Raw genomic sequence first — 21,158 nt, forward strand, 5'->3', positions numbered from 1 at the left:
CGGGCCTTCAGCCCTTTGAGATCTTGTGGGTGCCAAAACCTGGGGCGTTGCCCCAGGCTGGTATAGAACGCGCCTTCAGCGCTTAGAGCGGTTCTCTTTGGGCATAGAGCTTATTTCAAGCTGCATTCATTCGTGCAGTGACCCGATTCTCCTGAATACGGGTTCTATTGCCTGCCAGCAGGTCGATCGTGATAAAAGCTGCGAATCCAAGAAAGATGGCAGAATTCAGGACCCACATCTCTCCACCGGCGGCGACCTGGTCCTGCAGTGGATTGAGCCTCGTGATTCGGTCCGCGTTGGCGTACGAGGAGTAAAAAATTCTGCCGGAGAACATCAGCAGAGCACAGAGGATCGTATTCAGGACATCCGCACTAAGCAGATAGGGAATCATCGTCCAGGCCGGCCATACCCGTTTTGCCGGCCAGGGGGCGAGCACAACCCACCAGAACGCACACGATGTGAAGAGGAACATCGCATGCTCCAGGTTATGCAGCAGCTCAGAAGAGAAGGTACGTTCGAAGGCGACTGGGACATGCCAGCCAAGGAAGGTTCCGTTCATCAGCAGCCAGACAGACGCGGGATGCAGCAGAATCCGCCCTGCTTTCCGGAGACCTGACCACATCCACGGCCGCAGGACTCCACTCAGGATAGGTCGCGGAACTCCTCGCAACAGCGGAACGACGGGTGCTCCCAGAACGATAAGCGGAGGCGCAGCCGACATTAGGATGAAATGCTGCAGCATGTGCGCGCTGAGAAGGTAATCGTCGAAGGCGCCAATGGGGGAAGAGACCGCGAGCCAGGCAAGAAGCAGGCCCAACTGGAAGCACACGGCTCTCCACACCGGCAGCTCGCGAGGATGCGTCTGACGCACGGAGGCCCAGCCTCGCAGATACAGCGTGCTGGAAAGAAGCGCGCTCACGAGCGGAATGGGAGCCCAATCCCATTCACGCCACAGATCACTTGTCTCAACCATTGCGAGCACGTTTCCGCCTCACTGAGTTTTATGCTGGCCATTGCCACGTTCCACAGTCGATGCCGAAGGAACGCCGCCTTGCCCAGCGACAGCGCGCGAGGCATCCGAAGCCGCAGGCTGGTAGTTGGGGTGCAGCGTATTGAGAAAGCGGACGAGCGCGGTTGTTTCCGGAGGCGACAACGTACTGCCGTAAGCGGGCATGTTGCCTCCGCCGAGCAGCACCTGACGGATGAGCTGGTCTTCTGTAAGCCGGGTGGCCACGTCATCGAGTGCAGGACCACGCAGCCCTCCGGAGCCGCCGATGGAATGACAGTTGCGGCATTGTTTCTCCTGAAAAACGTTTGCGCCCTGCCGTTCAAGCGGCGTTCGGCGCTCCAGGAAGGCTGTGGGTATAGGCGCACCGCTCCAGGCGTTCATCTTCGGACTCCACGGCGTGTACGTGGCAAGATGCGTGAACGAGGCCCAGCAGACTGCGAGAAACATCACGCTGAAGACCGCGACCGGACGACGCCACCAACTCTTCTCGCCGACGCCTGCAACAAATGGCAGGCCCAGCAGCACGGCGATGGCGAGCGGCGGAACGATGAGCAGGAACGGCGTCTCCATCTCCGGAGGCAGATAGGAAAGCACGGTGTAGATCCAGAGGAAGGGCGGGTCAGGCTTGGGGACCGTATTGATGATCGTAGGATCCGGCGTGCCGGTTGGCCCATATGGACCGAAGTAGGCTGCGCAAAGCGCGACGGCAAGCAGGATCGCTGCGGCGAAGTAGGCATCCTTCCACGCTGCGCCGGGAAAGAATGGCAGGCCGTCCTTATGAGCGAGTTCGTTGTACTCCTGGATATACGTTTCGCGGCGCACCAGCCTGCCGGGCATCGGCCATTCGTTGATACCGAGCTTCACGACCATCCAGACATGCAGACCTGTGAGCACAAGCAGGGTGCCGGGAAGGATGAAGACATGCAACGCGAAGAAACGGGTAAGCGTAGCGCCATTGATGATGGGACCGCCCAGCATCAGGTGGACAAGTTGTCCGCCGATCCAGGGCACACGGCCAAGAATGGAAGCGCCAATGGCCAGACCCCAGTAGGCATCCTGGTCGAAGCGCAGCACCTGGCCCGTGAAGGCCATACCCAGCGTGAGCAACAGAAGGAAGACTCCGATGATCCAGGTGAGCTCGCGCGGAAATTTGTATGCCCCAAAAAGGAAGACCTGCGCCATGTGGATGACCACAATCGCGACCATGAAGTTCGATCCCCAGCCGTGCATGGCGCGCAGGAACCAGCCCAACGGCACCTGATGATTGAGCATCTGCAGAATATTCCAGGCGTGCGAGGCAGAGGGGCTGTAAACCAGCGCCAGCAGAATGCCGGTGACCACCTGCAGCACGAGCAAGACTGCACTGGCGCTGCCGAAGACGTACCACCAGCTTGCGGTGCTTTTCGGTACAGGATGCAGCACGGCATCTTTGATGGGACCTTCGAGCTGCAGGCGGCGTTCTAACCAATCGTAGGTTCGTCGGTACCAGGGCATGGCGCGATCCTCTTTACCAGCGTGGGTTGGCTTTTCTCACTGCATGGGCGGAGTGCGGCGCTGTTGGAGAGCGTTGGCATCTGCCCGGCTTCGATGAAGAGGTGTCCGTTTTCTATCTTTGTCGGGTATTCGAAGAGGCCGCGTTCCGGTGGGCCCGAGGCGCGGCTTCCGTCTGCGTAGTACACGCCTCCGTGGCACGGACACATAAAGAGCTGCGATTCGGAGAACCAGCGAACAGGGCAACCGAGATGTGCACAATTCACCGCGAAGACCGTGTAGCGACCGTGTGCCTCGGTGCGGACATAAGCAGGGATGTTCGCGGTTTCGCCATCCCATTCGTTGGTAAAGGGATTGCGGAAGCTGACCAGCTTTGTCTCGCCCGGATTGAACTTCGCGGCATCGCCCAGGTCGATCCATGTGAGGTATTCGCGCCGCCGCATTACCGGACCCAGGATGTAGGCAACAACCGGCACCGCAAGCAGCACGCCCACCATGCCATTGATGGCGAGGCCGACATTCATCAGAAACGATCGTCGTGAGATGCGATCACGCTCAAGCAACTGTTGCTGCTCCTGGGGTGACGGTGGTGGCAGTTTTTCGTCCATGCCGATCTCCTGCTTATTGCGTGTGGGTTGCGAGTGGTTGTTGTTCTCCGGGGCGCTCCGCAGTCGGCTGTGTACTTGGGTAGGGATGCCCGGGATGCGGTGGTGTTTGCGCGATCAGCCAGGCGGTGAGGTCGGTAATCTCTGCGTCTGTGAGCGCGCGGCCGAGTAGGACGTTGCGCCAGTCGGGCTGGCCGATGTCGTCGCGTCCTGCAATCACAATGGTGCGGATGGTCTGGTCGTTGACCAGCGCAAGGAACGAGCCGTCCAGAATGCTTCCGGCTGCGCCCGGCTGTTGCGATGTGTTGCCGTGGCAGCGGGCACACGCCTGGGTGTACACGGCGGCGCCGTGGGTGGCATCGCCCGGTTGCGACGCTTTCCATGGCGGCGCTGTCATACCGGCGAGCACGTTCGGCTTTGCCCACCGCGCGCGCATGCCGCTCACCAGGGCATCGATCTGTTTGTCCGTAAGGCTTCCACCTGCAGCGTTGCCAAACCCGGGCATCAGCGTGCCCTTTTCTCCGTTCGCAATGATGTTTCGTAACGCCGCATCGTCAATGATGGCCAGGTAGACAGGATTACCCAGCTCCATTGCGGAGCCGTTACGCCCGTCGGCGCCGTGGCAGCCGGAGCAATTTTCGCCGTAGAGCTGCGCGAAAGACATGACGGACTCAGGCCGTGGAACCTCCGGGCCCGGCGCCGGACGGCCTGGCATGTGGCAGCCGGAGAGAGCAGTCGCCGCCAGCAGTACGAGTCCGAGGCCCTTCATTGCCGGTCGTCCTCCTCGGTTTTGTGGCCCGCCAGTCCAGGCGATTCCACTCCCAGCCGAATCGCCAGCGGCGCCTGATGGAGCCGCCGGAGATTGCCGGTGCGCGAAACAACGTAGCCTGCAACAACACCAAACACCACCTGTGATGCGGCAAACGACCACCAGTCGATGTTCTGCTGGAGATACGGATTTACGATACCGAGCACGTTATGCAGCAATCCTGTCCAAAGCACAGGAGCGACGATGCCGCCGAGCAGGATGGGCCGCCGCGGCCAGACAGGAAGCAGAGCTCCGTAAAGCACACCTACCAGCAGTGTGGTGGCTCCCTGAATGATGTTGGCCGTGATGAAGGCGCCCAGGCGGAAGTGCGTGAGTTGCTCAGGCGTGGGGTTTGCCCAGCCGGCAACGCCCGCGCCGCCCAGCAGGTTCACCACATACCAGAGGCTGTGATACCGCAGCAGGCCATAGATCTCCGCCGGAATCAGCATCACGATTCCACCGGCGATGCCTCCCTTGATGCCCGCCGAGATCGGGAATGTCTCCAATGGAAGTTGTGCCCGGTGGGTCTCATCGACCTCGATGCGGGCGACTCCTGCGCGAGAAGGCTCGATCTCGGCGATTTCATGCTGGACCGGGACGTCCACGTGTTTTTCATGGGGCAGCACCTCACGGAACCAGCCAACAGCAGAGACGACCAACAGGAACGCGCCGAGAGCGGCGATCCATAGGCTCATGACCAGCGAGCCGACCAGCAACATCACGCCCAGAGCCAGCAGAATGGGCCAGGCCGTGGGCGCAGGCAGATGCACTGTCCCCGTGTGGATTTCATGAGAGTGATGAGGCGGCGATGTGTGTGTATCGTTCATCGGCTTACCAGGTAGACGAGCGTGAAGACAACCACCCATACGGCATCGACGAAGTGCCAGTAGAGCGCAAGCACCTGCACGCGTTCGCTGTGCCGCGTTTGAACTTTGCCGGCCAGCGCAAACAGCAGAACGGTAAGCAAGAGGATCAGGCCGACCGCCACATGCGTCGCGTGCAGCCCGACCAGCGAGTAATAGGTCGTTCCGAAAAGGTTGGTGCTGACCGTCAGATGATCGACAGTGATCAGCTTGTGCCACTCCTGTGCGGTTGTGCCCAGGAAGATCGCTCCGAGCAGGAAAGTGATGGCCCACCAGATGCGGAAGGAGCGCATATTGCCGTGGGCGATAGCGTGCTCTGCAAGCCAGATGAAGAAGCTGCTGGAAAGCAGGCAGATGGTGCCGAAGACGGGCACCTCCAGAACATCATGCGGCTTCGGTCCGGAGACATCGCGGCCCATGTAGTAGATGTAGGCAACCACAAAGATCGTGAAGATCGCGCTTTCTGCCACGATGAGAGAGGCCATTCCGATGCGGCCGCGCGAAGGCAGACGCCATGTGGCAGCGAGCGATTCGTGTTGAAGAGGGATAGTACTCATGTGCTCACTCGAAAGCGGAGTCGGGATCTTCTGGATGTTTGAGATCCCACAACGGACGGCGGCTGGCGACCACGGGATCTACCGGAAAGTTGTACGCGGGAGGAGGCGAGGGCGTGGACCATTCGAGAGTCCAGGCATCCCAGGGATCAGGGCCGGCGGCCTTGCCCGCGAAGTAGGAGTGCACCAGGTTATAGACAAAGATCGCCATAGCGACTGCCTGAATCACTGCGCCGAAGGTAACGATCTGGTTGAGCAGCGTCCAGCCGCGGTCAGGCTCATAGGTATAGATCTGGCGCGGCATACCCAGCAATCCCGGAATATGCATGACATCGAAGGTCAGATGGAAGCCGACGATCATAAGCCAGAAGTGCCATTTGCCGAGCCTCTCGGAAAGCATGCGGCCGGTCATCTTCGGATACCAGTAATAGAAGGCAGCGAAGATCATGAAGAGGATGGCGCCGACCAGCACGTAATGAAAGTGAGCAACGACGAAATATGAGTTGTGCAACTGCCAATTCCAGGGCGATACCGAAAGCATGATGCCGGTCAATCCGGCGATCACCCATTGGAAGAGAAAGCCGACAGAGAAGAGCATCGGTGTTGCGAAACGCAGTTTGCCTCCCCACATGGTAGCCAGCCAGTTGAAGGTCTTAATGCCTGTAGGAATCGAGACCAGCATCGTCGACAGCGTAAAGAAGGTGTTGCCGAACGATGTCATACCGATGGTGAACATGTGATGCGCCCAAACACCAAGGCTGATGAACGCAATGCCCACGGTGGCGGCCACCATCGCCGGATAGCCGAAGATGGCTTTCCTGGAAAAGACCGGAATGATCTCGTTGGCGAAGCCGAATGCGGGCAGTACCAGCACATAGACCTCCGGGTGGCCGAAGATCCAGAAGAAGTGCGCCCACAGGATGGCTGAGCCGCCGGCCTGCGTGTCGAAGAAATGACCGCCGAGATAGCGGTCAATCAGAAGCATGACCTGTGCGGCCGTGAGAGGGCTGACTGCCACCAGCACCAGGAAAGAGACTGTCGCATAGATCCATGCAAGCAGCGGAATACGTGACAGCGTCATTCCAGGACAGCGCATACAGAACACCGTCGCAAGAATATTGATGGCCGTTCCGATGCTTCCGATGCCGCTGGCGAGCAGTGCGAGCGCCCAGTAGTCGACGTTGTGTCCCGGTGAGAACGGCCGCTCGGTCAGCGGTGCATATGCAAACCATGCGATATCAGGCGCCGTACCGGCGCCTGCCAATCCAAGGCCGCCGATGAAGCTGAAGTAAAGGAAGATGCCGGCAAACGCACTCACCCAGAAGCTGAAGGCATTGAGGCGTGGAAAAGCCATATCACGCGCACCGATCATCAACGGGACCAGGTAATTGCCGAAGCCGAAGAGGATCGGCATACCCACCAGGAACACCATGGTGGTGCCATGCATGGTGAACATGCGGTTATAGCTCCGGGCATCAAGGAAGCTGTTGTGCGGCACCGCGAGTTGAATGCGAATGGCCATGGCCTCAAGGCCGGCAACGACCATGAATATCAGGGCAAAACCGATGTAGAGCAGGCCGATCTTCTTGTGATCGACGGTGACGATCCAGTCGTGCAGGACTTCGAGATACGTTGCGCGGGGCCGCGTCTGCGGGGTTACATCCAGAGCTCCTTCGATTCCGCTTGGGATGGGCGTGCTCGGTGCGTCCATCGTGTTTTTCTCCTTTGCGTCTAGCGCAACGTGGTGAGGTAAGCAACCAGTTGAGCGTTCTGGAGGTCGTTCAAATGCATGGCCGGCATCAACGAACCGGGTTTCAGCTCGTCGGGCGTCGTAATCCAGATCCTGAGGTTTTCCGGAGTGTTGGGCACGATGCCGGAGGCGATGGTGGCCCGGCTCATGAGGTGCGTAAGATCGGGGCCGAAGCGGCCGTTTGCGGCAGTACCGCTGATCGTGTGGCAGTTCATACACGCCTGCTCTTCGAAGACGCGCCTGCCTTGTTCGGGTGTGATGGCATCGGAGGACTCCTTCAGTTGAGCTGCGATCTCGCCGCGAGTTGGCGGCGTGTTTGGCGGCACTCCGGCAGCAGGGTTGTCGTTGCCGAGGTTTGGGCCTTGCGGAGATGGGGCAGGATCAGGCGTGCCACTTTGCTGCGCCCGTTGCTGCTGCGCGATCCAGCGCTGGAAGTCCTGCGGAGAATCGACGTAGACACGCAGTAGCATCTTGGCGTGCTGCGTCCCGCAAAACTGCGCGCACTGGCCGAGGAACAAGCCCGGTTCGTGCGGGTCGACCCACATTTCATTCACGCGGTTCGGTAATACATCTGTTTTGCCCGCAAGGCGTGGAATCCAGAAGCTGTGCATCACGTCCGCGGAGGTGAGCTTGAGGAAGGTGGGAGTGGGGGCTTGAGGGTCACTCAGCGGAACATGCAGTTCATTGGCGGTGACTACGTTGTACTTCGGATAGCGGAACTCCCACCAGAACTGATGGCCAATAACGGTCACGTCCAGCGCGGATGCTGGTTTGGGTGCATCCTGCACAGCGAAAATCACCCGCGCTGTTCCGAGGAAGAGGACGATGATCAGCAGGATGGGGATAATCGTCCAGGCGAGTTCGATTTGCGTGCTTCCGAAGACCTGCGGCGGTTCCGTCATGTCTCCGGCGCGATGTCGAAAGCGGACCAGTGCAAACACCAGCAGGCTTGCAACGCCAATAAAGATGCCACCGGTGATTACGAGAATAAACAGCGAAAGGCCGTGGACTTCGCGCGCGGGTGTCGAAGATGTCGAGAAGATATTCCCCGGCCAATGCGGCCACACCAGAAGCGCGGCGCATGAAAGACAACACGATCTCGCGACGTTCCACAACATAAAGACGAGTGCTCCTGAGAGATCGTGCTTTCGTTCTGGCTCGAACCGGTCCTGTTTGAACGAAGCTCCTGCACCGTAGTGGTCCTGGACCTTCGTTCGGTTGGTGATTCATCTTACCGCGCATTTGGTGCGGCTCGCTCCGCCTCGCGGCCCTCAAACCGCAGGAATAACGTGAGATCAAAAGCAGGCCATTCGCTCGCCTCCAGGTTAGCCGTTGGAAACATCAGGGCCGTTCAGGCTCGGTAGCGGGCCGGTGTTAGATCGGCCTTGTAAACTGCGCTCTTCGAGCGCATAATATTTGGCCGAGTGACGGTCTTCTTCATGGGGTCGTGCCGGCGAAAAAGCGCAAGGGATTTGTTTCTTACTCTCGCGGAAAGTGCCACGTCCCAGAGTTTGACGCGCAGGTACGATGTTCGGCGCCAGCCTCGGTCCTCCCTTCTGAATGCCACTCCGCAATGGAACTGTATTAAGGAGGCACAATGAAAGTCTTCGATCCTGTGTCGTTGATTTTATGCAAGAAGGGTACAGATGTATGGTCCGTGTCTCCCGATGCGACCGTTTATGACGCGATGAAAATGATGGCGGACAAGGATGTAGGTGCACTGCTGATCATGGACGGAAGCGAACTCGTGGGTATTGTCTCGGAGCGGGACTACGCGCGCAAAGTCATTCTCCAGGGCCGTTCGTCAAAGGACACTCTGGTGCGCGAGATTGCCGAGGAAGCACTGATTACCATCACCCCAGAATGCTCTGTCGACGACGCCATGCGCCTTATTACGACAAACCGGATTCGCCATCTTCCGGTCGTGCGTGATGGCAAGGTTCACGGCATGATCTCCATCGGAGATCTGGTGCAGTGGATCTCCTTCGCGCAGGACCAGACGATCGAACAGCTCGAGCACTATATCGAAGGGAAATACCCCTGCTAGGGTGAAGAAGTACCCCTCCCGGTGCCCCACTCTCGCGAAGCTAGGGTGGACTACGTTTTACTGATGTGTCTGTGGCTTCCTTGCCCACCCTAACTCCGTGAGGGTGGGCACCCGGGCTGAGAGAATTCCTACCGCGGCGAAGCCCATATACCGGATGCCATCCACGAAGAGCACCAAAGGTGCGTTCTATACCAGCCTGGAGCAACGCTGCGGGCTCTTAGAAGCTTCCCCGGCCGGGTGCCCGACCTTCGGGGTCCCCCAACGAACTTGTTCGTTGGGGTGAAACGCTCGCAACGCTAGGGTGGGCGGGAATCCACAAAATCCCAACAATTAGAGCATTTCCCCTGTAGGTAGAGCGTAAGGCTTCCGCATCTATGGGAGTTCGCAATGAAAACGCCGCTGCAATCCCACTGTCATCCCAGATTGCGTGTCACCGCTACCATCGTGTCCCAGAAAAGGATTGGGTAGACGCCTAGCAGGAAGACAAGTCCGGTCAAAGCGGCAAGCGCCAGTGTTGCCGGCAGAGGCACGGGTAGGGTACGAGTGTCGTCCGGATTTTCCGTCTCTCCAGCACCTTCCGGTTGCGCATACATGACGACAACGATGCGCAGATAGTAGAACAACCCGATGGTACTGCTCACAATGAGCGTAAAGAGGAGCACCCAGCGTGATGCGGAGGCGCCGGCCATGAGGACGTAGAACTTACCCAGGAACCCGGCTGTAAATGGAATTCCGGCGAGCGAAAATAACATTGTGGTGAATGCAGCTGCCAAAAGTGGTCTCCGCCAGAACAGACCGCGATAGCTATCGAGAGACATGGCTTCGTGTTGCCGTCCGGAGAGAGCCGTCATCACCCCGAATGCACCAAGAATGGTCACCATGTATGCGGTAAGGTAGTAGGTCGCCGCCGGAGCGCCGAGCGCTCCTCCAGCAAGCAGCGCAACCAGCAGATAGCCCATGTGCGCAATCGATGAGTATGCGAGTATGCGTTTGACGTTGGTTTGCCGCAGCGCGAGAAGATTGCCCGTTAGCATGGAAGCAATCGCGAGGATCGAGAGGACGAGTCCCGGGACTCCGGTGATGTCTCCACTGTTTACGTGAAACCAGCGCAGCAACAATGCGAACATCCCGCCCTTCGATACAGAGGCAATAAACGCGGTTACCGGCAGCGGTGCGCCTTCGTAGACATCCGGTGTCCAGAGATGAAATGGAACCACTGCCAGTTTGAAGCCGGCGCCCGTAAGAACGAGCATCAGCCCCGTCACCACGAGAAACGGATTCGCATGCCCGGTGCTATGAATCATTGCAGCCGTGAATTGTGAAAGCTCCATGGATCCCGACTCGGCGTAGATCAGTGCCATGCCGAACAATAGAACCGATGATGACGATGCGGCCAGAACCAGGTACTTGATTCCTGCTTCGATTGAGATGCTCTCGGCGCGAACATATGCGATCAATGCGTAGAGCGCCACACTCAGCAACTCGAGGCCAAGGAAGAATGCTGCAAAGTTGCGGCTCGCCACCAGCACCATTGCGCCTGTTGTCGCCAGCAGCACGAGCAGATAAAACTCCTCGGGATGTTTCTGGCGGCGATTCAGATAGTCATAAGCCAACAGGAATACAAATGCTGCGGCACAGAGCAGAATCGCCATATAGAGGAAGGAGTAGGAATCGAGGATGAAGAAGGCAGAAACTTGTCGCGGCAGTACGGATGCCGCAAAGGCAAGGCTACCGAACGCTGCAACCAGACCGCCCAGCGATATTACCGCCACAGCCTTGTGATTGCGGCGGATAGCAATTGCGATCATCAATATGACCGCAGTCGCCGGGACGATCATCAGCGGCAATAATGCGACAAAATCGGTGCGGCTCATCTCTTCATCTCCTGACAATTTCTTGTGTGAATGCACTTTGCTGTGCCGCCGCCAGACTCGGGCGCACCGTGTTCAGGATCGGTTGCGGATAGAGTCCGATCCAAAGAAGACCAACCATCATCAGGCCAAGCACCATCCATTCGCGCGGGAGCATATCCGGAAGTTTCCAGTGATGCGGATTGGATCCTTGAAACGCATTCTGTGCAACCCTCAAACCGTAAAGAGTAGCTGCGAGAAGGCCCAGACTAGCGACGACCGTGAGAGGGACGTTCGCCCGGTAGGCTCCGAGGAGAACGAGAAATTCACCCACGAAATCTCCCAGCCCTGGAAGCCCGAGCGAAGCCATAGCAAACACCATGCCGGCGCCGCTTAGCGCAGGCATGGTTTCCCAAAGTCCGCCCATCGCCGCAATCTCGCGCGTATGCATCCTTTCCTGCAACAGACCTGCAAGAATGAACAGTGCGCCCGTGCTGATTCCGTGGCTGATCATCTGCACTACGGCCCCTTCCAGCGCGATCTCATTTCCGGCGAAGACGCCGAGCAACACGAATCCCATATGGCTCACACTGGTATAGGCGACCAGGCGCTTCAGGTCAGTCTGGCCAACCGCAAGTACGGCGCCATAAAGAATTCCGGCCACACCAATGCTCATCAGGATTGGGGCCAACTCGCGTGATGGCCCTGGAAAAAGCGGCAACACGAAACGAATCAGACCGTATGCTCCTGTCTTCAACAGGAGTCCCGCCAGAATCACGCTTCCTGCGGTAGGAGCTTCCGTGTGCGCATCCGGAAGCCACGTATGGAAAGGGAAGGCAGGCAGTTTCACCAGAAAGGCCGCGAGAAAGCCAATCATCAGCAGGCGCGCCGCGCGAGGCGATAGGGCGGTCTTGAGCAACTGCTCATAATCGAAGGTAAAGATCCCGGTTGACTGATGATGGAGAATGGCGAGCGCAATGATCGCGATCAACATCAGCAGGCCGCTCAATTGGGTAAAGAGGAAAAACTTTGTGGCGGCATAAATACGCCGCTCGTGTCCCCATATGCCAATCAGGAAGTACATCGGCACCAGCATCAACTCCCAGAACAGATAGAAGAGGAACACGTCCATGGCCAGAAAGACCCCTGTAATACCGGCCAGAACCCAAAGCAGGTTGAAGTGGAAGAAACCGACGCGCTCACGGATCTCCCGCCAGGAGGAAAGAACGGCCATGATGCCTAGAAAGTAGGTCAGCAGTAGCAACGCGAGGCTCAGTCCATCGATTGCCAGGTGGATGCGGATCCCAAATTGTGGAATCCAATTGAAATTGCATTGCACAAACCAGCGCGCCGGGTTGGACTGCGACCGGCCAAGATGGGCTATCCAAATTCCGATGCCCAGGATTAGGTTGACCAGCAGGCTCGCAAGGGTAATCCAACGGGCAACCATTGCGCTTCGGCGTGCAGCGATCCAGGATGCGATGCCGCCGGTAACTAGAATCAGGATGAGATCCAGAAGAATCATGCCAGCACCTCAACGCGCAACAAATGCAATGGCCAGGATTGCAGCCGTGCCCAAAGCAAGACCGGCCGCATACCAACGCACCTGTCCGGTCTGGGTCAGACGTAACGCACGGTAGCCCAGCACAGTTACCTGCGCAAGACCATTGATCGGCACATCTACCGGGTCGGCTGCACTCTTTCGTGCAATCCATTGGAACGGGCGAACCAGAAGCTTGTCGTACAACCAGTCGAAGCCCCAGCCGGCCAGCCACAGTTGCTCAAGAAGGTTCTGCGCAGGCTGTCGCGATCGCTTCGGCCCAAAGATCAGATACGCCAACCAGAGGCCGAGCGCGAATACAGTGCTCGCGGAAAGCACCGTCATGGTCTCCGTGATTGGGCCGATGTGCACTTCTTCAAGCGGCGGCAATACGCTGTTGAGAAAATTGGACAGCGCGGGTGTACCACCAAAATGCGGCGGCGTATCCACATATCCACCAACAAGTGACAAGGAGCAAAGTACGACCAGTGAAACGCGAACGGCGAGGCCACTTTTTGCTCTTACATGTAGCTGCTGCGGACCGTAGAAGGCCAGCAGAATCATCCTGAAGGTGTAAAGGGAAGTAAGCAGGGCTCCCGTCATCCCAGCAGCCCAGAACCATGCATTCCCATTTGGACCTGCCCACGATTGCCACAAGATGAGGTCTTTGCTGAAGAAACCCGCGGTAATCAACGGCAGACCAGCCAACGCTGAGCCGCCAATCACGAATGCCCAGAAGGCGAGGCGCAGCTCCTTGCGGAGACCTCCCATCCGATACAAATCCTGCTCATGCACTGCATGGATGACTACACCCGCAGCCAGGAAGAGAAGCGCTTTGAAGAAGGCATGCGTCATGAAGTGGAACATGGCGGCGGACCACGCCCCCAATCCAAGCGCGAGGAACATGTATCCGATCTGGCTGATCGTGGAGTATGCCAGCACGCGCTTCATGTCGCGTTGAGCGAGCGCGCTGAAGGCCGCCAGCAACATCGTGACGGTTCCGATGATAGCCACCAGGAATTGGATAGAGGGCGCCAGCGTGAAAAGTACGTGTGTACGCGCGATCAGGTAAACGCCTGCGGTAACCATGGTTGCGGCATGAATCAGAGCACTCGTCGGCGTAGGACCGGCCATTGCATCCGGCAACCAGGTCTGAAGCGGCAATTGCGCGGACTTGGCGACTGCCCCGCCCAGCAGTAGTGCTGCCGCTGCCGTCGCGATGCTGCTTCCGGTGCTCCACTGCATTGCCGCTCGATGCATCGCGTCCTGAATATCCAGCGTTCCCAATCGCGTAAACAACAGCAGCAGTCCGACAGCAAAAGCGGTATCACCGAAACGCGTCACGATGAAGGCCTTGGCCGCTGCACGCACATTCTGCGGATCGCGATACCAGAAACCTATTAGCAGAAAGCTGCACAGCCCGACGCCTTCCCATCCCAGATACAACAGCAATAGATTGTTCGCCAGCACGAGCGTGATCATCGATGCTACAAAAAGATTCATATAGGCGAAGAAGCGCGCGTATCCCTCATCGTCATGCATGTACTCAACTGAGTAGAGATGAATCAGGAACCCGACAAAGGTCACGACCAGAAGCATCAGGAGCGAGACAGGATCGAGATAGAAGGCGATCTCGGGCGTAAATCCGCCACTGCTCATCCACGTCCACAGGTGCTGCACATACACATTGCCCATAGGCGGAGACGCAAGAAAGACGGCGCCAATCAAGAGAGTGATTAACGCTGCCACTCCCACAGAGCCTGCACCCAGAACCGCGACGACGCGGCGTGACAAATTGGACCCGAACAACGCCAGCAACGTGGCGCTCGCGACTGGAATCGCTACGACGAGCCAGAGTAGTTGAAGCATATCAACCTCTCATCTCGCTGGCCGCGTCCACGTCCAGGGCAAGCTGCCTCTTGTGAAAGAGGAGTACAAATGCCAGTCCGACCGATACCTCGGCGGCCGCCATGGCCAGAATGAATAGAAACATCACCTGGCCGTCTGGCTGTGCCCACCGCGCTCCCGCCCCAACAAATGCCAGACCACTTGCATTGAGCATGATCTCGATGCTCATAAGCGTGAAAATCAGGTTACGCCGCGTGAGAAGTCCCGCCAGACCCAGCATGAACAAGATCGCTGCGAGTATCAGTACGTGTTGCATCGGTACTTGTGACATGATGTTTCTCCTCTTTTGCAATGCGATGACGCCCGAGATGAAATGCTCCAACCAGGCCGGCCATGAGCAAGAGAGATGCGAGTTCTACGCCGATCCAGTAATTCCCGAACAACGCCTCGCCAACCTGCTTGGGGCCCGTTACGCCTGTGAGAGAAGGTGTGCCGCGGGTTGTCGCAGTGCAATAGACCAACTCGCCTAACAAGACCAGGGCAAGCAGTGCAGGCCCAAGCCAGTTTCGCGGCTTCAGCGATCCGCGTTCCACCTCCATCGCATGCTCTGCGATGTTGAGCATCATCACGACGAACACGAAGAGCACCATGATGGCGCCCGCGTAAATCATGATTTCAAGCGCTGCTACAAAAGGTGCGCCTAGAACGAAGAACTCCACTGCAACTGCCAGCAGCGAAACAATCAAATAGAGCAGCGCGTGAACCGCATGCCGCTGCGTAATGGCAAGCAGTGTGGCAACAATGGCGAGAATACCTGCGAGATAAAAGAGTGTGGTCATGGCGTTCTCATGGCATCAGACTATGTGTGTCGACAGGCGGGAGTTCGTTCTCAGCCTGCCCTTTGTCTTTCCCGCCGATAGCAACTCCGGCAACGCGCCAGAAGTTGTAATCGGGATACTTTCCCGGTCCATCGATCATCAGGTCTGTCTTCTCGTATACGAGATTCTGCCGCTTGTACTCGCCCATCTCGCAATCCGGCGTCAGCTGAATGGCATAGGTCGGGCACGCTTCTTCGCAATAGCCACAGAAGATGCAGCGGGAAAAATTGATGCGGAAGAATTCCGGATATCTTCGGCCATGCTCGTCCTCTGTCGCCTGGAGAGAGATGCAGGCCACTGGACAGGCTACGGCGCACAAATTGCAGGCGACACAGCGTTCACCGCCGTCCGGATCGCGGGTGAGAACGATCCGGCCTCTATATCGCGGTGAGAGGTAGGCCTTTTGCTCCGGATACTGAACCGTCACACGCCGCGCGAAAGTGTGCCGAAAAACTTCCCATAGAGAACGCACCAAACTGAGCACCGAACACCTCCTTCATCGCCGTGCCAACACTACGGCTCCCGTCACCAGCAGATTCACCAGTGCAAGGGGCAGCATCACCTTCCAGCCCCACGACATGAGCTGATCAAATCGCGGACGGGGGAGGGCCGCGCGAAGCAGAATGAACAGACAAATAAAGAACATGGTCTTTACGGCAAACCACAGAGCTGGTGGCAGTACGGGGCCAAGCCAGCCGCCGAAGAATAAGAGCGAGATGGCTGCCGAAACCAGGATCACGCCGATGTACTCACCAACGAAGAACATGCCGAACTTCATCCCCGAGTACTCCGAATGAAAGCCCGCGATCAATTCGCTTTCCGCCTCAGCCAGGTCGAAGGGAAGCCGTCGCGTTTCAGCGACGCCCGCGATGAGAAACAGGATGAAACCGAGGAACTGAGGAACGACAAACCACAGTCCCCGCTGCGCTTCGACGATGTCAGTCAGGCGGAACGAGCCGGCCAGGATAACGGAGCCAAGAAGAGAAAGCCCCATGAAGACTTCATAGCTCATCATCTGCGCGGCAGCACGGATCCCTCCGAGTAGCGAGTATTTGTTGTTGGAAGACCAGCCCGCAAGGACGACGCTGTAGACGCCCAACGACGACATGGCGAGAAGGAAGAGAATCCCGATATTGAGATCGGCAATCACGAATCCCGGAGCAAACGGCACCACTGCGAACGAGATCAGTGAGGTAGCCACAACAATCGCAGGCGCGAGGATAAAGACTGGTTTGTCGGCGAAAGGCGGAATCCAGTCTTCCTTGGTAAACAGCTTGATTGAGTCCGCGAGAATCTGTCCCAGTCCGAAAGGTCCGACGCGATTTGGGCCGTATCGATCCTGCCACAGCGCAAGCAGACGGCGTTCGACCCAAATCAATCCGGCTGACAAATTGAGCACCACGAACAAGACAACAGCAATGACAAGCAGAGGGAAGAGATTCAATCTCATAGAACACCTCTCGCGGAGAATTCAGTTCCAACGGAAGCGAGCTTGCAGAACAGGGGGAGTTGTATGCCGTCGAACGGAGGCAATCCCGCAGGCAGACCGGCCACACCGCGAGGCAGGTCGGCACGCAACATGATCTCCAGTTCAAACTGAGAGTCTTCGATCAGGATCTTGATCCGCCCACCGGCTTTTGCGCCTACCAGTGAAGCTTCTGCTGGGTTCAAGGCGAGATAGGGGCGCGGGAGCAGCTGAGAGATACCCTGCGCATGCCGGCTGAGTTCCTCTGAACCGAAAATATGAAAGACAGGGATAAGAAGCCATTCCCCGGACCGCGATTTGAACGCAGGAGGAATTGCAGAGAAGTACTGCCAAACTGATTCCCGCGACGGTTCGATCAAGCGAACTCCTGGATCGCCACCACGCAGTGCTCCTCCGATCTCGCTTTGAAATTTGTTTACCGCCTGCACCGAGTTCCACCCTGGGGCCCAGAAAAAAGGGATTAACGACGATGGGACTGGTCCCGGACCCGATTCCATAGAAAAGGCCAGGGAGGAGTCGGGATCCTGAGGCGGCCTGGGCTCGTGCACGCTGATGTTGGCGAGCATCGCAGTGCGGCCACTGTACCGGCTCGGTTCACGAGCGATCTTGCCAACAGCGCTTCGAGGAGGGGCGACCTTCGGTAGAGCTCCGAATGCAGCTATCTCTTTGGCAATCGTCGCGGTGAGATCATCAAGGTCCTCCCATCGCTCCATGCTCTTAGATCCCGCTGCCACAGAGACTTCGTGCAGCCATCGCCAGCTCTCCTGCACGTCGGTGCTGGGGTTCAGGACCTGGAAGAATCGTTGCGCACGTCCTTCATTGTTCACGAGTGTGCCATCCGATTCGGCAAACGTGCCGGCAGGCAGCACAAGTTCCGCTGCGTCTGTCGTGGGATTTCCAAGGTGATCGAGCACGATCAGATGCTGGACGCCACGCAATAGCGACGTCACTTCGTTTGCAGGGGCACGGCGAAACAAATCGTTTTCAAGGACGATCAGCGTACTCACCGGTTCGCTTCTGACCGTTCGCAATGCCTCAGAGAGCGGCGGCGCCTCCATCAACGCGAGGCCAAAGCTATTGCACTCCGGCATCGTGAAGCTGAGACTTGCCGGCGAGCCAACTTTGCACAAGGCCCAGGCAATTTGTCCCGCAGCTTCAATCACACCGCGGTTGCGGCAGCTTGCACCGGCGACTACCAGAGGATGTTGGGCGCCGCGCAAAGCGGCAGCTATTTTGGCGGCCATTGTTTCCAGCTCTGGCGACAGTGCTATCACCTCTGGTGCTGTCGCGTCGATTGCATGGGCGATGGCGAAGCCCAGTCGCGCCAGGTCATCTGGTGAAGCGTGATAGGTGGCTGTTGCGATGTCATCAAGCTTCGTCGCGTAGGGAGAGGCAATGAAGAGCGGCCCCTTCGCATCCTGCACGGTCTCTCGCACCGCATGATCCAGCCACTCGGGGATGTGGAGACCGGCGGCAAGACGCATGGGCGCCTGGCGCACGGACTGACGCAGCCGCAAGGCCATGATCGGCGCGACATTGGTGAGATCCTCACCGAGTACAAACACGGCATCTGAATGTTCCACCTCATCAAGCGAAGGAGATCGCGCCGGGCCATCGCGCAGGATGCGGACCATGGCTGAGATTAGCCGCGACTCTTCGTCAGGGACTCCGGCGAAGAAGTGATCTGGACCGGCCAGTGCGCGTAACGCAAAGTTGCTTTCCAGAGAGGCTCGCGGAGACCCGACACCGATCACAGCGCCTTTGCGAAGGACAGCGCCGAATCGTTCAAGTGCCTCACTTCTTGTAGCTGGTTTACCGTCCACGAGTGGGTGACGGATGCGCAGACTGCTCTCGACGAATTCATAGCCAAACCGGCCACGATCGCACAGGAAATAGCCATTTACCTCGTGGTTATAGCGGTTCACCACACGGCGAAGCGTGCCGTAGCGCTCGCCGGCTGTAATGTTGCAGCCCAGTCCGCAATGCACGCAGATGGAAGGCGCCATCTGCAGGTCCCATTTCCGCGAGTAGTGATGCTTGAGCGTCGCATCTGTGAATACGCCTGTTGGGCATATCTCCACCAGATTGCCGCTGAACTCACTCTCTAGAACGCCGTCTTCGTGCCGCCCGTAGAAGATGGAGTCGCGCAGATGAAAGGCATTCAGATCATGCCCGCCTGCGTATTCACGATAAAAACGCACGCAGCGCTGGCACTGAATGCAGCGATTCATCTCATGATTTACCAGCGGGCCGAGATACTGATTGCGAAATGTTCTTTTACCGAAGCTGTAAACACGCTGCCGGTGACCGGTCATCACGGTCATATCCTGAAGATGGCATTCCCCGCCTTCGTCGCAGACGGGGCAGTCGTGCGGATGGTTCTGCATCAATCCTTGAATCACCCCCGCCCGAAAAGCTACGACTTCAGGATCGGCAATTGAGATGCGCGTACCCTCTGCGGCGGGAGTCATGCAGGCCATCACGATTTTGCCTGTAGCGTCCTGCTCATTGCGGAATTGCTTCACCGCACACTGACGGCAAGCCCCCACCGATCCCAGTGCTGGATGCCAACAGAAATAAGGCAGGTCATAGCCCAGCGAAAGACAGACGTGAAGGAGGTTCTGTTTTGGGTTGACCTCTCTGGGCGCATTGTCGATAAAAATAGTCGCCACGGTCATCTCCTCCAGGGACATCGGTGTTCATCGACGTGCCGACGGAAATCTTCGGCAAAGTACTTCAGTGCACTCTGAAGCGGCTCCACGGCGCCGGGGGCAAAGGCGCAGAAGGTGTTGCCTGGAGCAAGAAATTTCGTCTGAAACTTGAGCGTTTCCAGGTCGCGAGTGCTTCCTGTGCCTTGTTCCATGGCCCACAGAATTTTTTCCGTCCACGCCAACCCGCTCCAGCATGGCGTGCACCAGCCACATGATTCCTGCGCAAAGAAATGCTCGAGGTTCCAGACCATGCCCACCGGGCACGTCTGATCGTCGAGCACGACCATGGTCCCAGTGCCTAGCCGGCTTCCAGCTTTCTGCACGCTGTCGTAATCCATGGGGGTGTCGAGGTGGTCCTCAACTAAGAAGTCCGTCGACGCTCCGCCGGGCAGGACTCCACGAAAGCGCAGGCCATCGCGCATTCCACCCGCATGGTCTTCAAGGATCTCCCGCATCGGCGTGCCCATCGGAAGTTCCCAGAGACCCGGCCGTTTGACTTTGCCGCTCACGCCGTAAAGCTTCGTTCCACCATCCGCCGTTTTGCTGAGACCGCGGAACCAATCGACTCCCTGGCGCACAATGTGATGCACGTTGCAGAGCGTTTCCACGTTCTGCACAATCGTCGGTTTGCCCCAGAGGCCGGAGACCTGCGGAAAGGGAGGCTTGGTTCTCGGGTGTGCCCGCTTACCTTCGAGCGCATTGAGAAGAGCGGTTTCCTCGCCGCAGATATATCGGCCGGCGCTATTGTGAAGGTGGATTTCGAAGCGATACCCCGAACCCAGGATGTTGTGTCCGAGGTAGTTGCTCGCTTGAGCTTCTGCAAGTGCTCGGGCAAGGCACTCGTAAGAGCGTTCGTACTCTCCCCGCAGGAAGATGTAACCGATATCAGCTTCGATCGCATAGGCAGCGACGATCATGCCTTCGATTAACTGGTGCGGATCGCGCTCCATCAACGCACGATCCTTGAAGGTACCCGGCTCCATCTCGTCCGCATTCGCAACGAGGTACTTCGGATGCGGCGCATCTTTTCCCATCGGTACGAAACTCCACTTCATGCCGGTAGCAAAGCCGGCGCCGCCGCGTCCGCGAAGATTCGACTTTTTTACCAGTTCGGTAACCTCCGCCGGCGTAAGGAGAAGCGCTTTGCGGAGGCCTTGATACCCTCCGCTGCGTTCATATTCGCTGAGGCTTACTGCCTCTCCGTCGGCACGAAAGTTACCAGTCAGAGGTTTCTCCATAGATCGCACCTACTTGTACCGCGCCACGACTTCATCGAGCCGCTGCTCGTCAAGATCTTCGTACAACTTGCCGTCGATCATCATGGCGGGTGCATGATCGCACGCACCGAGGCAAACGATAGGCAACAAGGTGAAGCGTCCGTCAGCTGTCGTCTCACCGAGCGTTGTGTCCAGCCTGCTGCATAGGCGATCGCGGATACGTTCGCCGCCCATGATCCAGCAGGAGACGCTGTCGCAAACCATTGCCACGTGCCGCCCAACAGGTCTGCGCCGGATCAGGTTGTAAAACGTCGCAACCCCATCCAGATCGGCGACCGAAAGCCCAAGAAGCTCTGAGAGATCGCCCAGGCTTTCGTCCGAGACCCATCCGCGATGCCGCTGGACGATCAGCATGGACTCGATGCTCATGGCCTGCTTGTTCGGGTAGTCGGCAAGCTTTATCTCAATCTCTCTTCGTTCCTCGGCAGTCAGCATCGCTTC

19 protein-coding genes are annotated in these 21,158 nt (G+C 57.9%); 1 reads left to right on the forward strand and 18 read right to left on the reverse strand.

Going from position 1 to position 21,158, the window contains the following annotated elements; genetic code table 11:
* Positions 1-115 precede the first annotated feature (115 nt).
* From OHL21_RS03120 to coxB, 8 genes are read right to left on the reverse strand one after another with little or no spacing between them, the layout of a single operon-like run.
* A complete protein-coding gene (locus tag OHL21_RS03120; protein ID WP_263415782.1) occupies positions 116-973 on the reverse strand; it encodes a cytochrome c oxidase assembly protein in 858 nt (285 codons plus the stop codon).
* Positions 974-991: 18 nt separating this feature from the next.
* Positions 992-2,503, reverse strand: a complete 1,512-nt coding sequence (locus OHL21_RS03125; protein ID WP_263415783.1) for a cytochrome b N-terminal domain-containing protein — start codon at positions 2,501-2,503, stop codon at positions 992-994.
* Entirely contained in the window at positions 2,470-3,108 is a 639-nt protein-coding gene (locus tag OHL21_RS03130) for a QcrA and Rieske domain-containing protein (protein WP_263415784.1), read from the reverse strand. The genes OHL21_RS03125 and OHL21_RS03130 overlap by 34 nt, the downstream gene beginning before the upstream one ends.
* 13 nt (positions 3,109-3,121) lie before the next feature.
* Positions 3,122-3,874 (reverse strand): c-type cytochrome, encoded by a 753-nt coding sequence (locus tag OHL21_RS03135; protein ID WP_263415785.1) that lies wholly within the window; start codon positions 3,872-3,874, stop codon positions 3,122-3,124.
* On the reverse strand, positions 3,871-4,740 hold the full coding sequence (locus tag OHL21_RS03140; RefSeq protein ID WP_263415786.1) for a cytochrome c oxidase subunit 4: 870 nt from the start codon (positions 4,738-4,740) through the stop codon (positions 3,871-3,873). Before OHL21_RS03140 ends, OHL21_RS03135 begins: the two co-directional genes overlap by 4 nt.
* The gene (locus tag OHL21_RS03145; RefSeq protein ID WP_263415787.1) at positions 4,737-5,333 is read right to left on the reverse strand and encodes a cytochrome c oxidase subunit 3; all 597 of its coding nucleotides are present in this window, start codon (positions 5,331-5,333) and stop codon (positions 4,737-4,739) included. The genes OHL21_RS03140 and OHL21_RS03145 overlap by 4 nt, the downstream gene beginning before the upstream one ends.
* A gap of 4 nt (positions 5,334-5,337) precedes the next feature.
* The gene (gene ctaD / locus OHL21_RS03150; protein ID WP_263415788.1) at positions 5,338-7,041 is read right to left on the reverse strand and encodes a cytochrome c oxidase subunit I; all 1,704 of its coding nucleotides are present in this window, start codon (positions 7,039-7,041) and stop codon (positions 5,338-5,340) included.
* Between the two features lie 20 nt (positions 7,042-7,061).
* Complete coding sequence (gene coxB, locus OHL21_RS03155) at positions 7,062-8,198, reverse strand: cytochrome c oxidase subunit II (RefSeq protein WP_263415789.1); 1,137 nt, start codon at positions 8,196-8,198, stop codon at positions 7,062-7,064.
* Positions 8,199-8,677: 479 nt separating this feature from the next.
* Here coxB and OHL21_RS03160 point away from each other — a divergent pair, with 479 nt between their 5' ends.
* Positions 8,678-9,127: a CBS domain-containing protein gene (locus tag OHL21_RS03160; protein WP_263415790.1), complete on the forward strand. Its 450-nt coding sequence runs from the start codon at positions 8,678-8,680 to the stop codon at positions 9,125-9,127.
* A gap of 413 nt (positions 9,128-9,540) precedes the next feature.
* Here OHL21_RS03160 and OHL21_RS03165 read toward each other — a convergent pair whose 3' ends face one another.
* Genes OHL21_RS03165 through nuoE form a run of 10 tightly spaced genes read right to left on the reverse strand, consistent with a single transcriptional unit; the run spans position 9,541 to position 21,152 of the window.
* Positions 9,541-11,001 carry an NADH-quinone oxidoreductase subunit N gene (locus OHL21_RS03165; RefSeq protein WP_263415791.1) on the reverse strand — a complete coding sequence of 487 codons (1,461 nt, stop codon included), beginning with the start codon at positions 10,999-11,001 and terminating at the stop codon, positions 9,541-9,543.
* Positions 11,002-11,005: 4 nt separating this feature from the next.
* Complete coding sequence (gene nuoM, locus OHL21_RS03170; RefSeq protein ID WP_263415792.1) at positions 11,006-12,502, reverse strand: NADH-quinone oxidoreductase subunit M; 1,497 nt, start codon at positions 12,500-12,502, stop codon at positions 11,006-11,008.
* Between the two features lie 9 nt (positions 12,503-12,511).
* On the reverse strand, positions 12,512-14,386 hold the full coding sequence (nuoL, locus tag OHL21_RS03175; RefSeq protein WP_263415793.1) for an NADH-quinone oxidoreductase subunit L: 1,875 nt from the start codon (positions 14,384-14,386) through the stop codon (positions 12,512-12,514).
* A 1-nt stretch (position 14,387) separates the two neighbouring features.
* Positions 14,388-14,696 carry an NADH-quinone oxidoreductase subunit NuoK gene (nuoK, locus tag OHL21_RS03180; protein WP_317889954.1) on the reverse strand — a complete coding sequence of 103 codons (309 nt, stop codon included), beginning with the start codon at positions 14,694-14,696 and terminating at the stop codon, positions 14,388-14,390.
* On the reverse strand, positions 14,611-15,204 hold the full coding sequence (nuoJ, locus tag OHL21_RS03185; protein ID WP_263415795.1) for an NADH-quinone oxidoreductase subunit J: 594 nt from the start codon (positions 15,202-15,204) through the stop codon (positions 14,611-14,613). The genes nuoK and nuoJ overlap by 86 nt, the downstream gene beginning before the upstream one ends.
* 7 nt (positions 15,205-15,211) lie before the next feature.
* Positions 15,212-15,727, reverse strand: a complete 516-nt coding sequence (nuoI, locus tag OHL21_RS03190) for an NADH-quinone oxidoreductase subunit NuoI (protein WP_263415796.1) — start codon at positions 15,725-15,727, stop codon at positions 15,212-15,214.
* 12 nt (positions 15,728-15,739) lie between these two features.
* Entirely contained in the window at positions 15,740-16,693 is a 954-nt protein-coding gene (nuoH, locus tag OHL21_RS03195) for an NADH-quinone oxidoreductase subunit NuoH (protein WP_263415797.1), read from the reverse strand.
* Entirely contained in the window at positions 16,690-19,407 is a 2,718-nt protein-coding gene (nuoG, locus tag OHL21_RS03200; RefSeq protein WP_263415798.1) for an NADH-quinone oxidoreductase subunit NuoG, read from the reverse strand. The genes nuoH and nuoG overlap by 4 nt, the downstream gene beginning before the upstream one ends.
* Positions 19,404-20,678 (reverse strand): NADH-quinone oxidoreductase subunit NuoF, encoded by a 1,275-nt coding sequence (gene nuoF, locus OHL21_RS03205; RefSeq protein WP_263415799.1) that lies wholly within the window; start codon positions 20,676-20,678, stop codon positions 19,404-19,406. Before nuoF ends, nuoG begins: the two co-directional genes overlap by 4 nt.
* A gap of 9 nt (positions 20,679-20,687) precedes the next feature.
* Positions 20,688-21,152, reverse strand: coding sequence for an NADH-quinone oxidoreductase subunit NuoE (nuoE, locus tag OHL21_RS03210; protein ID WP_263415800.1), 465 nt, complete (start codon positions 21,150-21,152; stop codon positions 20,688-20,690).
* Between the last annotated feature and the right edge of the window lie 6 nt (positions 21,153-21,158).

The sequence above is a fragment of the Terriglobus albidus genome (genome assembly GCF_025685425.1).
GTDB lineage: Bacteria > Acidobacteriota > Terriglobia > Terriglobales > Acidobacteriaceae > Terriglobus > Terriglobus albidus.